General features: G+C 72.6%; 8 protein-coding genes. All 8 read left to right on the forward strand.

The features are described 5' to 3' along the window. Window positions 1-13 precede the first annotated feature (13 nt). The gene (locus A5691_RS00160; protein WP_082950065.1) at window positions 14-1,192 is read left to right on the forward strand and encodes an acetylornithine transaminase; all 1,179 of its coding nucleotides are present in this window, start codon (window positions 14-16) and stop codon (window positions 1,190-1,192) included. Continuing rightward, a complete protein-coding gene (gene argF, locus A5691_RS00165; RefSeq protein WP_067779518.1) occupies window positions 1,189-2,118 on the forward strand; it encodes an ornithine carbamoyltransferase in 930 nt (309 codons plus the stop codon). The genes A5691_RS00160 and argF overlap by 4 nt, the downstream gene beginning before the upstream one ends. Beyond that, complete coding sequence (locus A5691_RS00170; RefSeq protein WP_067754896.1) at window positions 2,115-2,609, forward strand: arginine repressor; 495 nt, start codon at window positions 2,115-2,117, stop codon at window positions 2,607-2,609. Before argF ends, A5691_RS00170 begins: the two co-directional genes overlap by 4 nt. A 19-nt stretch (window positions 2,610-2,628) precedes the next feature. After that, window positions 2,629-3,837: an argininosuccinate synthase gene (locus tag A5691_RS00175; protein WP_067754900.1), complete on the forward strand. Its 1,209-nt coding sequence runs from the start codon at window positions 2,629-2,631 to the stop codon at window positions 3,835-3,837. Then, the gene (argH, locus tag A5691_RS00180) at window positions 3,834-5,252 is read left to right on the forward strand and encodes an argininosuccinate lyase (RefSeq protein ID WP_068266364.1); all 1,419 of its coding nucleotides are present in this window, start codon (window positions 3,834-3,836) and stop codon (window positions 5,250-5,252) included. The genes A5691_RS00175 and argH overlap by 4 nt, the downstream gene beginning before the upstream one ends. 108 nt (window positions 5,253-5,360) lie before the next feature. Next, window positions 5,361-6,422 (forward strand): type III polyketide synthase, encoded by a 1,062-nt coding sequence (locus A5691_RS00185; RefSeq protein WP_067754907.1) that lies wholly within the window; start codon window positions 5,361-5,363, stop codon window positions 6,420-6,422. Between the two features lie 44 nt (window positions 6,423-6,466). Beyond that, entirely contained in the window at window positions 6,467-12,817 is a 6,351-nt protein-coding gene (locus A5691_RS00190; RefSeq protein ID WP_068015370.1) for a type I polyketide synthase, read from the forward strand. Window positions 12,818-12,824: 7 nt separating this feature from the next. After that, on the forward strand, window positions 12,825-14,595 hold a 1,771-nt coding region (locus A5691_RS00195; RefSeq protein ID WP_197694372.1), incomplete at its 3' end, for a type I polyketide synthase.

The following is a 14,595-nucleotide window of genomic DNA, read 5'->3' on the forward strand; positions in this document are numbered from 1 at the left end:
TGAAGGGGATGTGATGCAGCAGCGCTGGGAAGCCGTGATGATGAACAACTACGGCACCCCGCCGCTGGCATTGGCCAGCGGTGACGGCGCCGTTGTCACCGACGTGGACGGCAACACCTACCTGGATCTGCTCGGGGGCATCGCCGTCAACGTCCTGGGCCATCGCCACCCCGCGGTCATCGACGCCGTCACACACCAGATGGCGACGCTCGGCCACACCTCCAACCTCTACGCGAGCGAACCGGGCGTCGCGCTGGCCGAGGAGCTGGTGAACCTGCTGGGCGCCTCCGACGAAACCGGGGCGCCGACGCGGGTGTTCTTCTGCAATTCGGGGACCGAGGCCAACGAGGTGGCGTTCAAGCTGTCGCGGCTGACCGGACGCACGAAACTGGTTGCGGCGCAAGGCGGTTTCCACGGCCGCACCATGGGCTCGCTGGCGCTGACCGGTCAGCCGAGCAAGCAGGCGCCGTTCGAGCCACTGCCGGGATACGTCACGCACGTGCCCTACGGGGACGCCGACGCGCTGGCCGCCGCGGTCGACGACGCCACCGCCGCGGTCTTCCTCGAGCCGATCATGGGGGAGGGCGGCGTCGTCGTCCCGCCCGAGGGTTACCTGACCGCCGCCCGCGACATCACCTCGCGGCATGGCGCGCTGCTGGTGCTCGACGAGGTGCAGACCGGAATGGGCCGCACCGGAGCCTTTTTCGCCCACCAGCACGAAGGCATCACACCCGACGTCGTCACCATGGCCAAGGGGCTCGGCGGCGGCCTGCCGATCGGCGCCTGCCTGGCCGTCGGGCCGGCCGCCGAGCTGATGACCCCCGGCCTGCACGGCAGCACCTTCGGCGGCAATCCGATCTGCGCGGCTGCGGCGCGGGCGGTGCTGCGGGTGATCGCGGACGAGGACCTGACCCGGCACGCCGAGGTGCTGGGCAAGTCGGTACGGCACGGCATCGAATCGCTGAATCACCCGCTGGTCGACCACGTCCGCGGCCGTGGGTTGCTGCAGGGCATCGTGCTGACCGCGTCGCGGGCCAAGGAGGCCGAAAGCGCCGCGCGCGCGGCCGGGTTCCTGGTCAACGCCGCCGCGCCCGACGTCATCCGGCTGGCGCCGCCCCTGATCGTCACCGAATCCCAGCTCGACGGCTTCGTCGCGGCCCTGCCGGGCATCCTGGACAGGGCCGCGGCATGACGCCGCGCCATTTCCTGCGCGACGACGACCTGTCCCCCCAGGAGCAGGCCGAGGTGCTGCAGCTGGCCGCCGAACTCAAGAAGGACCCGTTCGGCTGGCGCCCGCTGGAGGGGCCGCGCGGCGTCGCGGTGCTCTTCGACAAGAACTCCACCCGCACCCGGTTCTCCTTCGAAGTGGGCATCGCCCAGCTCGGCGGGCACGCCGTCGTCGTCGACGCCCGCAGCACCCAGCTGGGCCGCGACGAGACGCTGGGCGACACCGCGCGGGTGCTGTCCCGCTACGTCGACGCGATCGTGTGGCGGACCTTCGAACAGGGCCGGCTCGAGGCCATGGCCGAGGCGGCGACGGTGCCGGTGGTCAACGCGCTCTCCGACGACTTCCATCCCTGCCAGGTGCTCGCCGACCTGCAGACCATCACCGAACACAAGGGATCGCTCGCGGGACTGCGGATGTCCTACCTCGGCGACGGCGCCAACAACATGGCCCACTCGCTGCTGCTGGGCGGGGTGACCGCAGGCGTGCACGTCACGATCGCCGCGCCGGACGGTTTCGCCCCCGCCCCGGCCTTCGTCGCGGCCGCGACCCAACGCGCCGAATCCACCGGCGCCTCGGTCACCCTCACCGCCGACGCCGACGCGGCCGCGCGCGGCGCCGACATCCTGGTGACCGACACCTGGACGTCGATGGGGCAGGAGGGCGACGGGCTCGACCGCCTCACACCGTTCCGGCCGTTCCAGATCAACGAGCGGCTGCTGGACCTCGCCGACCCGGAAGCCATTGTGCTGCATTGCCTTCCGGCCCACCGCGGTGACGAGATCACCGACGCAGTGATGGACGGGCCGGCCAGCGTGGTGTGGGACGAGGCCGAGAACCGGCTGCACGCCCAGAAGGCGCTGCTGGTGTGGCTGCTGGAGCGGGCGCAATGACCCGCTCGAAGGCCACCGCCGAAATCACCCGGGCCGGGCGGCAGGACCGCATCGTCGCGATCCTGTCGTCGGCGTCCATCAGCAGCCAGAGCGAGCTGGCGGCCCGGCTGGCCGACGAGGGCATCGAGGTCACCCAGGCCACGCTGTCGCGCGACCTCGAGGAGCTGGGCGCGGTGAAGCTGCGCGGCGCCGACGGCGGCGTCGGGGTCTACATCGTTCCCGAGGACGGCAGCCCGGTGCGCGGGGTGTCCGGCGGCACCGCGCGGCTGTCCCGGCTGCTGAGCGAGCTGCTGGTGTCGGCCGACGCCAGCGCCAACCTTGCGGTGCTGCGCACCCCGCCGGGCGGCGCCAACTATTTGGCCAGCGCGATCGACCGCGCGGCGCTACCGTACGTCGTCGGCACCATCGCCGGTGACGACACCGTCTTCGTGGCCGCCCGAGAGCCGATGACCGGCGCCGAGCTGGCCCGCACCCTGGAAGAGCTCACCTAAAAACTAAGGAGATTGGTTCATGTCAGATCGCGTCATCCTGGCGTATTCCGGCGGGCTGGACACGTCGGTCGCGATCAGCTGGATCGGCAAGGAGACCGGCCGCGAGGTGGTGGCCGTGGCGATCGACCTCGGCCAGGGCGGCGAGGACATGGAGGTCGTCCGCCAGCGCGCCCTGGACTGCGGCGCGGTGGAGGCCGTCGTCGTCGACGCCCGGGACGAGTTCGCCGAGGGCTACTGCCTGCCCACCATCCTGAGCAACGCGCTCTACATGGACCGCTACCCGCTGGTGTCGGCCATCAGCCGGCCGCTGATCGCCAAGCACCTGGTGGCGGCCGCCCGCGAGCACGGCGGCACCACCGTCGCGCACGGCTGCACCGGCAAGGGCAACGACCAGGTCCGGTTCGAGGTCGGATTCGCTTCGCTGGCACCGGATTTGGAGGTGCTGGCGCCCGTCCGCGACTACGCGTGGACCCGGGAGAAGGCGATCGCGTTCGCCGAGGAGAACGCCATCCCGATCAACGTGACCAAGCGCTCGCCGTTTTCCATCGACCAGAACGTGTGGGGCCGCGCCGTGGAAACCGGCTTCCTGGAACACCTTTGGAACGCGCCCACCAAGGACATCTACGCCTACACCGAAGATCCCACGATCAACTGGAACACGCCCGACGAGGTGATCGTCGGGTTCGAGCGCGGGGTCCCGGTGTCCATCGACGGCAAACCGGTGTCGGTGCTGGCCGCCATCGAGGAGCTCAACCGCCGCGCCGGCTGCCAGGGGGTGGGTCGGCTCGACGTGGTCGAGGACCGGCTCGTGGGCATCAAGAGCCGCGAGATCTACGAGGCTCCCGGCGCGATGGTGCTGATCACCGCGCACACCGAGCTCGAGCACGTCACGCTGGAACGCGAACTGGGCCGGTTCAAGCGGCACACCGACCAGCGCTGGGCCGAGCTGGTCTACGACGGACTTTGGTACTCGCCACTGAAGACCGCGCTGGAAGCCTTCGTCGAAAAGACCCAGGAGCACGTCACGGGCGAGATCCGAATGGTGTTGCACGGCGGGCACATCGCCGTCAACGGCCGGCGCAGCGCGCAGTCGCTCTACGACTTCAACCTGGCCACCTACGACGAGGGCGACTCCTTCGACCAGTCGGCCGCCAAGGGCTTCGTCTACGTGCACGGGCTGTCGTCGAAGATCGCGTCCCGGCGGGACCTGGCGGCCGACGAAGCGTGAGCACGCGCGAGGGCTCGCTGTGGGGCGGCCGGTTCGCCGACGGCCCGTCGGACGCGCTGGCCGCCCTGAGCAAGTCCACTCACTTCGACTGGGTGCTGGCCCCCTACGACATCGTCGCCTCGCGCGCCCACACCGTGATCCTGTTCCACGCCGGGCTGCTCACCGAAGAGCAGCGCGACGGGCTGCTGGCCGGGTTGGACTGCCTGGCCGAGGACGTGGCCGACGGCAGCTTCACCCCGCTGGTGACCGACGAGGACGTGCACGCCGCGCTGGAGCGCGGGCTGATCGACCGCGTCGGCCCCGACCTGGGCGGCCGGCTGCGGGCCGGGCGGTCGCGCAACGACCAGGTGGCCACGCTGTTCCGGATGTGGCTGCGCGACGCGGTGCGCCGGGTCGCCGACGCGGCGCTGGAGGTGGTGGCCGCGCTCGCCGCCCAGGCCGCCGCGCACCCGACGGCGATCATGCCGGGCAAGACGCACCTGCAGTCCGCCCAGCCGGTCCTGCTGGCCCACCACCTGCTCGCCCACGCGCACCCGCTGCTGCGCGACGTCGACCGCATCGTGGACTTCGACAAGCGGGCCGCGGTGTCCCCGTACGGCTCCGGGGCGCTGGCCGGCTCGTCGCTGGGGTTGGACCCGGACGCGATCGCCGCCAAGCTGGGTTTTGCGGAGGCCGCGGACAACTCCATCGACGCGACCGCGGCCCGGGATTTCGCCGCCGAGGCCGCGTTCGTGTTCGCGATGATCGCGGTGGACCTGTCGCGGCTGGCCGAGGACATCATCCTGTGGAGCTCGACGGAGTTCGGCTACGTCCGGCTGCACGATTCGTGGTCCACCGGCAGCTCGATCATGCCGCAGAAGAAGAACCCCGACATCGCCGAGCTGGCCCGCGGGAAGTCCGGGCGACTGATCGGCAACCTGGCCGGGCTGCTGGCGACGCTGAAGGCGCAGCCGCTGGCCTACAACCGTGACCTGCAGGAGGACAAGGAGCCGGTCTTCGACTCGGTGGCCCAGCTGGAGCTGGTGCTGCCGGCGATGGCGGGCCTGGTGGCCAGCCTGACGTTCGACGTCGAGCGGATGGCGGCGCTGGCCCCGGCCGGGTACACGCTGGCCACCGACATCGCCGAATGGCTGGTGCGCCGGGGCGTGCCGTTCCGGTCCGCACACGAGGCCGCCGGGGCCGCCGTGCGCGCGGCCGAGGGGCGCGCCGTCGGGCTCGACGAGCTCACCGACGACGAATTGGCCGCCATCAGCCCCGAGCTGAGGCCCGAGGTGCGCGAGGTGTTGACGATCGAGGGCTCGGTGTCCTCGCGCGACCGGCGGGGTGGGACCGCCCCCGCCCGGGTCGCCGAGCAGCTCGAAGCCGTCCTGGCCGAGTGTGAGCAGCTCAGAGCGCGGCTCGGCGGCGGGGCATGAGATGACGCCGATTTACGCGCCGGTAAATTTGAACCGGACTAGAATTCCCGCTCAAGCGATGCGGCTGAACCTGTCGGGCCAGAACTTCGTCACCAAGGGGTGGGACCAATGAGCGTCGTTGCCGGCGTATTCGGTGCCTTGCCGCCGTATCGCTACTCCCAGCGCGAGCTCACGGACTTCTTCGTCAGCATCCCCGAATTCGAGGGCTACGAGGACATCGTCCGGCAGTTGCACGCCAGCGCCAAGGTCAACAGCCGCCACCTGGTGCTGCCGCTGGAGCGCTATCCCGCGCTGACCGACTTCGGCCAGGCGAACCGCATCTTCATCGAAAACGCCGTCGACCTCGGCTGCGAGGCCCTCTCGGGCGCCCTCGACGAGGCCGGCATGCGGCCGCAGGACCTGGACGTGTTGATCACGACGACGGTCACCGGCCTCGCGGTGCCGTCCCTGGACGCCCGGATCGCCGGGCGGCTGGGCCTGCGCGACGACGTGCGCCGCGTGCCGCTGTTCGGCCTCGGTTGTGTGGCCGGCGCCGCGGGCGTGGCCCGGCTGCACGACTACCTGCGCGGGGCGCCCGACGCCGCCGCGGCCCTGATCTCGGTCGAGCTCTGCTCCCTGACCTATCCGGGATACAAGCCGTCGCTGCCCGGCCTGGTCGGCAGCGCGCTGTTCGCTGACGGGGCGGGCGCGGTGGTCGCCGTCGGCGAGCGGCGCGCGGAAAAGGTGGCCGCGGGCGGGCCCAGCATCCTGGACTCGCGCAGCACGCTCTACCCCGATTCGCTGCGCACCATGGGCTACGACGTCGGCGCGGCCGGGTTCGAGCTGGTCCTGGCCAAGGACCTGGCCGAGGTGGTCGAGGAGCACATTGAGCAGGACGTCACCGGCTTCCTCGGCGCCCACGGGCTGACGACGACCGACATCGGCGCCTGGGTCAGCCATCCCGGCGGCCCGAAGATCATCGACGCCATCAACGCGAGCCTGAGCCTTCCGCCCGACGCGCTTGAACTGACCTGGCGCTCGCTGGGTGAGATCGGCAATCTTTCGTCGGCCTCGGTGCTGCACGTGCTGCGGGACACGCTGGCCAAGCCGCCGCCCAGCGGGAGCCCCGGCCTGATGATCGCGATGGGTCCGGGATTCTGCTCCGAACTCGTGTTGCTGCGCTGGCACTGAACTAAGGCGTTGCTTCCTGTGCCCCCCACACCTTCAGTGCTGTCATGACCGCCGACCCCGAGGAGCTCGTTAAGGCCCTCCGCGCCTCGCTCAAGGAAAACGAGCGGCTGAAGCGCGAGGTCCGCGAATACCTCGCCGCGGCAACCGAACCCGTGGCGGTGGTGGGGATGGGTTGCCGGTACCCGGGTGGGGTGGATTCGCCGGAGGCCCTGTGGCGGATGGTGGCCGAGGGCCGCGACGTGGTCTCGGACTTCCCGGCCGACCGCGGCTGGAACCTGGTTGGCCTGTTCGATCCCGACCCCGACGCGGTGGGCAAGTCCTATGCCCGCTGCGGCGGCTTCCTGGCCGACGTGGCCGACTTCGACGCCGCGTTCTTCGGCATCGCGCCCAGCGAGGCGCTCGCGATGGACCCGCAGCAACGGCTGTTGCTGGAGGTGTCCTGGGAGGCGTTGGAGCGGGCCGGGATTGACCCCGTCACCCTGCGCGGCTCGGCCACCGGCGTGTTCGCCGGCATCTTCCACGGCTCGTACGGCGGCCAGGGCAGGGTGCCGGGCCACCTGGAGCGCTACGGGCTGCGCGGTTCGACGCTGAGCGTGGCATCGGGCCGGGTGGCCTACGAACTGGGCCTGGAGGGCCCGGCCATTTCCGTCGACACGGCCTGCTCGTCGTCGTTGGTGGCCATGCACCTGGCGGCGCGATCGCTGCGGGCCGGCGAGTGCGACCTGGCGCTGGCCGGCGGCGTGACGGTGATGGCCACCCCGGCGATGTTCATCGAGTTCAGCCGGCAGCGTGCGCTGGCCGCCGACGGGCGGTGCAAGGCGTACGCGGGCGCCGCCGACGGCACCGGTTTTTCCGAAGGCGTCGGCGTGCTGGTGCTGGAACGGTTGTCCGACGCGCAGCGGTCGGGGCACACCGTGCTGGCGCTGCTGCGCGGATCCGCGGTCAACCAGGACGGCGCCTCGAACGGGCTGGCGACGCCGAACGGGCCGTCGCAGCAACGGGTGATCCGCGCCGCGCTGGCCGACGCGCGCCTGCGGGCGGCGGACGTGGACCTGGTGGAGGGACACGGGACGGGCACCACCCTCGGGGATCCGATCGAGGCGCAGGCGGTCTTGGCGACGTACGGGCAGGACCGGTCCGAGCCGCTGTGGCTGGGGTCGATCAAGTCCAACATGGGTCACACGTCGGCGGCGGCCGGCGCCGGCGGGGTGATCAAGATGGTGCAGGCGATCCGCCACGGGGTGATGCCCAAGACGTTGCACGTGGATGTGCCTACGCCGCACGTGGATTGGTCGGCGGGGGCGGTGTCGCTACTGACCGAGGCGCGGGACTGGCCGACGCGGGACCGGCCTCGCCGCGCGGGGGTGTCGTCCTTCGGGATCAGCGGCACCAACGCCCACGTCATCATCGAGCAGCCGCCGCCCGAAAGCCCCGCGCCGGCGGGTGATGACGCCCCCGCGCCGTGGGTGCTGTCGGCCCGATCGGCCGACGCGCTGGCCAACCAGGCGTCCCGGCTGCTGGCCCGGGTGAACGACGACCCGGGTCTGCGGGTGGTCGACGTGGCGTGGTCGTTGGTGTCGACGCGGTCGCGTTTCGAGCACCGCGCGGTGCTGGTGGGCGCCGACCGCGAGCGTCTGGCCGCGGGGCTGGCCGAGGTGGCGGCCGGCGAACCGGGTGCGGGCGCGGCGGTGGGCCGGGCGCAGCCGGTCGGCAAGACGGTGTTCGTGTTCCCGGGGCAGGGGTCGCAGTGGACCGGCATGGGAGCCGAATTGCTGGACAGCTCGGCCGTTTTCGCCGAACACCTGCAGCGTTGCGAGAAGGCGCTCGCCGAACACGTCGACTGGTCGCTGGTCGACGTGATCCGCGGTGCGCCCGGCGCGCCGGGCTTGGACCGGGTGGACGTGGTGCAGCCGGCGCTGTGGGCGGTGATGGTGTCGCTGGCCGAGTTGTGGCGCTCGGTGGGCGTCGTCCCCGACGCGGTGATCGGTCACTCCCAGGGCGAGATCGCGGCGGCGTATGTGGCCGGCGCCCTCTCGCTGGAGGACGCGGCCCGGGTGGTGGCGCTGCGCAGCCGGCTGCTGGTGGAATTGTCCGGTGCGGGCGGCATGGTGTCGCTGGCATGCGGGCTGGGCCGGGCCGAGGAATTGATCGCCGGATGGGGCGAGCTGTTGAATGTCGCTGCCGTCAACGGGGTTTCGGCGGTGGTGGTGTCCGGTGAGCTGGGCGCCCTCGACGAGTTGATGGTCCGTTGTGAGGCCGACGGCGTGCGCGCCCGCCGCATCGACGTGGACTACGCCTCCCACTCCCGGCACGTGGACGCGATTCGTCCGGCGCTGGCCGAGGCGCTGGCCGGCATCGCGCCGCGAACGTCCTCGGTCGCGTTGTTCTCCACCGTGACCGGCGAACTGCTCGACACCGCCGCCCTGGACGCCGACTACTGGTACCGCAGCATCCGGCAGACCGTCCAGTTCGAGCGCGCCGTGCGCAACGCGTGCGGCGCCGGGTACGGGGTCTTCGTCGAATCCAGCCCGCACCCGGTGCTGCTGGCCGCCGTCGAGGACACCGTGACCGACTGCGGCGGCGCTTTGGTGGTCCCGTCGCTGGGGCGCGACGACGGTTCGCTGCAACGGTTCTGGCTCTCGGCGGGCCAGGCCTACGTGGCGGGCGTGCCCGTGGACTGGCGCGCCGCGATCGCCGGTTTGGGTGGCCGTCGCGTCGACCTGCCCACGTACGGCTTTGCGCGGCAGCGCTTCTGGCTGCCGGGCGGCTCCACCGGTTCGGGCGACGTGGCCACCCTGGGCCTGGCCGGCGCCCGGCACGCGCTGGTCGGCGCGGTGGTGCAGCGGCCCGACTCCGGCGGGGTGGTGCTGACCGGCCGGCTGTCGACGGCTGCTCAGCCGTGGCTGGCCGACCACGCGGTCGGCGGCACCGTGTTGTTCCCCGGCGCGGCGTTCGTGGAGCTGGCCATCCGCGCCGGCGACGAGGTCGGATGCGGGGCGATCGAGGAGCTGACGTTGTCGGCCCCGTTGGTGCTGCCGGCGACCGACGGCGTGCAGGTGCAGGTGGTGGTCGGCGCGCCCGCCGCGTCGGGGGAGCGCGAGCTGTCGGTGTATTCGGCGGGCGCGCAATCGGAGTGGGTGCTGCACGCGCACGGCTCGGTGCGCCCGGCGGCGGTCGCGCCGTCCGCCGACCTGTCGGTGTGGCCGCCGGCGGGGGCGACGCCGGTGGACGTGGCCGACGGCTACGCGCGGCTCGCGGATCGCGGCTACGAGTACGGCCGGTCCTTCCGTGGGCTGCACGCGATGTGGCGGCGGGGGGACGAGATCTTCGCCGACGTCGCCGTGCCGGACGAGGCGGGCGGTCAGGACGGCGGCTTCGGGATACATCCGGTGTTGCTGGACGCGGCGCTGCACGCGATGGGCGTCGCCGCCGAACAAGGGCAAACCGTGTTGCCGTTCTCCTGGCAGGGGGTGTCGCTGCACGCGGGCGGCGCCTCGCGGGCGCGGGTCCGGATAGCGCCGTCCGGCACCGGGGCGGTGTCGGTCGAATTGGCCGACGGGTCCGGGCTGCCGGTGTTGTCGGTGCGATCGCTGGCGATGCGCCCGGTCTCGGCCGGGCAGCTGGCCGCGGCCGCCGCGCCCGCCGAGGGGCTCTTCGAGGTGGCCTGGTCGCCGATACCGTTGAGCGACAAGGGCTCCGACGCCACGCTGTGGGAGCCGGGCGCGCACGGCGCCCACGCGGTCCGGTCCGTGCACGCGGCCACCACCGAGGCGCTCGGCGTCCTGCAGTCGTGGTTGGCCGATCCGGAGTCCGGGACGCTGGCGGTGCAGACCCGCGGGGCGGTCGCGCTCGCCGGTGAGGACGTGGCGGACCTGGCCGGTGCGGCGGTGTGGGGGCTGGTCCGCTCGGCGCAGGCCGAGCAGCCGGGCCGGGTGGTGCTGATCGACTCCGACGGCTCGTTGGACGCCCGCGCCGTGATCGGTTGCGGCGAGCCGCAATTGGTGGTCCGCGCGGGCGTGGCCTACGCGGCCCGGATGCGGCAGGCCCGCGGCGGATCGGTGTTGCGGCTGCCGCCCGGTGACTGGCGGCTGGACGCGGGCGGCGGGGGCACGCTGGAGGACCTGGTGGTGGCCCCGAGCCCGCGGGTGGAACTGGAGGCCGGGCAGGTTCGCGTGGCCGTGGCCGCGGTGGGCGTGAACTTCCGGGATGTGTTGGTGGCCTTGGGCATGTACCCGGGCGGCGGACAGTTGGGGGCCGAGGGCGCCGGCGTGGTCGTCGAGGTCGGTCCGGGCGTCGAGGGCCTGGCGGTCGGCGATGCGGTGATGGGGCTGCTTGGCGTGGTCGGTTCCGAGGCGGTGGTGGACCGGCGATTGGTCACGCCGGTGCCGCAGGGCTGGTCGCTGGTCACGGCCGCGGGTGTCCCGGTGGTGTTTCTCACCGCGCTCTACGGGTTGTCGGTGCTGGCCGGCCTGCGGGCCGGCGAGCGGGTGCTGGTGCACGCCGCCACCGGTGGGGTTGGCATGGCCGCGGTCCAGCTGGCGCGGCACTGGGGCGCGGAGGTGTTCGCGACCGCGAGCCGCGGTAAGTGGGACACCCTGCGCGCCATGGGGTTCGACGACGACCACATCGGCGATTCGCGGACGCTGGACTTCGCGGAGAAGTTCTCGGCGGCCACCGGCGGGGCCGGGGTCGACGTGGTGCTCAACTCGCTGGCCGGTGAGTTCACCGACGCGTCGCTGCGGCTCTTGGCCCCCGGCGGGCGGTTCATCGAGATGGGCAAGACCGACGTCCGCGACCCGCGCGTCGTCGCCGGGGAGCATCGAGGCGCGCGGTACCAGGCCTTCGACCTGCTGGAGGCCGGGCCCGACCGCACCGCGGCGATGCTGGCCCAGATCGTGGAGCTGATGCGCGATGGCGCCGTGACACCGTTGCCGCTCAAGACCTTCGACGTCCGCTGCGCTTCGGCGGCGTACCGGTTCGTCAGCCAGGCCCGGCACATCGGCAAGGTCGCGCTGACCATCCCGTCCGGGCCCGGCGCCGTGCTCAGCGGCTGTGGCGGGCTGGCCGGCGGCAGCGTGGTGATCACCGGCGGCACCGGCATGGCCGGTTCGGCGCTGGCCCGCCACCTCGTCGACCGCTACCGCGTCGGCCACGTGATGCTGGCCAGCCGGGCCGGCGCGGGGGCCGCGGGAGTCGCGGAGCTGGTGGACGAGTTGCGGGAGGCGGGCGCCGAGGTGTCGGTGGTCGCCTGCGACGTCGCGGACCGAGACGCCGTCGCGGCGATGCTGGCCCAGGTTCCGGCGCGGTATCCGCTGCGCGGTGTGGTGCACGCGGCCGGCGTCCTCGACGACGGGCTGATCGCCTCGCTGACCCCGGACCGGGTGGACGCGGTGCTGCGGGCCAAGGTCGACGGGGCCTGGCACCTGCACGAGCTGACCCGGGACCTGGATCTGTCGGCGTTCGTGGTGTTCTCGTCGATGGCCGGCATCGTCGGCACCCCGGGCCAAGCCAACTACGCGGCGGCCAACAGCTTCCTCGACGGCCTGTGCACCCACCGGCGGGCGCACGGGCTCGCGGGCCTGTCGCTGGCCTGGGGCCTGTGGGAGCAGGCGTCGGCGATGACGGCGCACCTCGGCGAGCGCGACAAGGCCCGGATGAGCCGGCTCGGCATCGCGCCACTGTCCACCCAGCAGGCGCTGGAATCCTTCGACGCCGGCATGCTGCTCGAGGCCCCGGTGCTGATGGCCGCCCGCCTGGATCGGATCGCCCTGTCCGACAACGCCGCCGCGCTGCCGCCGCTGCTGAGCGAGCTGGCCACCCGCACCACCCGCCGCGTCGTCGACGACGCCGACGCGACCGCCCTGCTGACCGGTCTCGCCGCGCGCCTGCACGGCCTGACCCCCGAGGCCCGCCACCGCGAGCTGGTCGACCTGGTCCGCGCGAACGCGGCGACCGTGCTGGGCCTGCCCAACCCCGCCGACATCGACCCGGGCCGCGCCTTCGGCGACCTCGGCTTCGATTCGCTCACCGCGGTCGAACTGCGCAACCGGCTGAAAACGGCTACCGGCCTTACCCTTTCGCCCACGCTGATCTTCGACTACCCCACGCCGGCCGCGCTGGCCGGGCACCTCGACGGCCACCTGTCCGCCGACCCGGTTGACGACCAGCCCGACCTGATGGCCCGCTTCACCGACATCACCCGCGAATTGCAGGCGTTGCTCGGCCGGACCGACTGGGACCCATCCGACAGGGCGGCGCTGCGGGCCCGCCTGCAGACTCTGCTCGCGGCCGTGGGCCCCGCCGATCACCTCGACCCCGAGGGCCTCGACGCCGACCTCGACGCCGCCAGCGAAAGCCAACTCTTTGCCATCCTCGATGAAGAACTCGGCCGCTGAGACCGCGATGCCGGATACCACGCAGCACGTCGACTACCTGAAACGCCTGACGGCGGATCTCCGTCGGGCGCGGCGACGCGTCGCGGAGCTGGAAGGCAAGCTGTCCGAACCGATCGCGGTGGTGGGCATGGCGTGCCGGTACGCCGGCGGGGTCGATTCGCCGGAGGCGCTGTGGGAGCTGGTGAACGACGGCCGCGACACGGTGTCGGACTTCCCGGCGGATCGCGGCTGGGATGTCGAGGGGCTCTACGACCCGGATCCCGACGCGGCCGGGAAGATGTACACCCGCCAGGGCAGCTTCCTGCGCGACGCCGCGGCCTTCGACGCGGGCTTCTTCGGGGTGGGCCCCAGCGAGGCCCTGGCGATGGATCCCCAGCAGCGGTTGATGCTGGAGATCTCCTGGGAGGCGTTGGAGCGGGCGGGGATTGACCCGCTGGCCTTGCGCGGCTCGGCGACCGGCGTGTTCGCCGGGGTCATCCACGCCGGCTACGGCGGCGAGGTGAAGGGAGAGCTGGAGGGCTACGGGCTGACCGGTTCGACCCTGAGCGTGACCTCGGGGCGGGTGTCGTACGTGCTGGGGCTGGAAGGCCCCGCGGTGTCGATCGACACGGCGTGTTCGTCCTCGCTGGTGGCCATGCATTTGGCGGCGCAGTCGCTGCGCTCGGGGGAGTGTGACCTGGCGCTCGCCGGAGGCGTGACGGTGATGGCCACCCCGGCCGCGTTCGTGGAATTCAGCCGGCAACGGGCGCTGGCCCCCGACGGCCGGTGCAAGGTTTACGCCGGCGCCGCGGACGGCACGTCGTGGTCGGAGGGCGCGGGCGTCCTGGTGCTGGAGCGCCTCGCCGACGCGCGACGGCTGGGGCATCCGGTGGTCGCGGTGCTGCGCGGTTCGGCGGTCAACCAGGACGGCGCCTCCAACGGGCTGACCGCACCGAACGGGCCGTCCCAGCAGCGGGTGATCCGGGCGGCCCTGGCCGACGCCGGGCTGACCGCTGCGGACGTCGACGTGGTCGAAGGCCACGGCACCGGAACGGTTCTGGGCGATCCGATCGAGGCCCAGGCCCTGCTGGCGACCTACGGGCAGGACCGGCCGGCTGACCGGCCGCTGTGGCTGGGATCGATCAAGTCCAACATCGGTCACACGTCGGCCGCCGCGGGGGTGGCCGGCGTGATCAAGATGATCCAGGCGATGCGGCATGGGGTGGCGCCCAAGACGCTGCACGTGGATGTGCCGTCGCCGCACGTGGACTGGTCCTCGGGCGCGGTGTCGGTGCTGACCGAACCCCGGTCTTGGCCGGCGCGCGACGGACAGCGCCGCGCGGGGGTGTCGTCGTTCGGGATCAGCGGGACGAACGCCCACGTAATCGTCGAGCAGCCGCCCGCCGAGCCGGAACCCGTTGCAGCTCAACATGATCAACCGGACGCGGTGCTGCCATGGGTGGTGTCGGCCCGGTCCGCCGAGGCGTTGGCCGCGCAGGCCGGGCGGCTCTTGGCATACCTGGACGTCGAGCCCGCTCTGCGCGCCGTGGACGTGGGCTGGTCGCTGGCCACCACCCGGGCGGCCCTGGAGCACCGCGCCGTGCTGGTGGGCGGCGACCGGGACGCCCTGATGGCGGGGCTGGCCGGGGTGGCGTCCGGGGCGCCCGGCCCGGGCGCGGCGGTCGGGCGAACCCGCCCGGTCGGTAAGCGCGTGTTCGTGTTCCCCGGCCAGGGCTCCCAGCGGCTCGGGATGGGACGGGAGCTGTACCAACGCTTTCCGGCCTTCGCCCAGGCCTTCG

This window comes from Mycobacterium sp. E183 (genome assembly GCF_001667735.1).
Taxonomy (GTDB): Bacteria; Actinomycetota; Actinomycetes; order Mycobacteriales; family Mycobacteriaceae; genus Mycobacterium.

What these genes read in the sequence shown, in the direction of transcription:
- A5691_RS00190 (WP_068015370.1), top strand. Translation starts at nt 6,467, where the DNA reads ATGACCGCCGACCCCGAGGAGCTCGTTAAGGCCCTCCGCGCCTCGCTC.
- A5691_RS00160 (WP_082950065.1), top strand. Translation starts at nt 14, where the DNA reads ATGCAGCAGCGCTGGGAAGCCGTGATGATGAACAACTACGGCACCCCG.
- A5691_RS00175 (WP_067754900.1), top strand. Translation starts at nt 2,629, where the DNA reads ATGTCAGATCGCGTCATCCTGGCGTATTCCGGCGGGCTGGACACGTCG.
- A5691_RS00185 (WP_067754907.1), top strand. Translation starts at nt 5,361, where the DNA reads ATGAGCGTCGTTGCCGGCGTATTCGGTGCCTTGCCGCCGTATCGCTAC.
- A5691_RS00170 (WP_067754896.1), top strand. Translation starts at nt 2,115, where the DNA reads ATGACCCGCTCGAAGGCCACCGCCGAAATCACCCGGGCCGGGCGGCAG.
- argF (WP_067779518.1), top strand. Translation starts at nt 1,189, where the DNA reads ATGACGCCGCGCCATTTCCTGCGCGACGACGACCTGTCCCCCCAGGAG.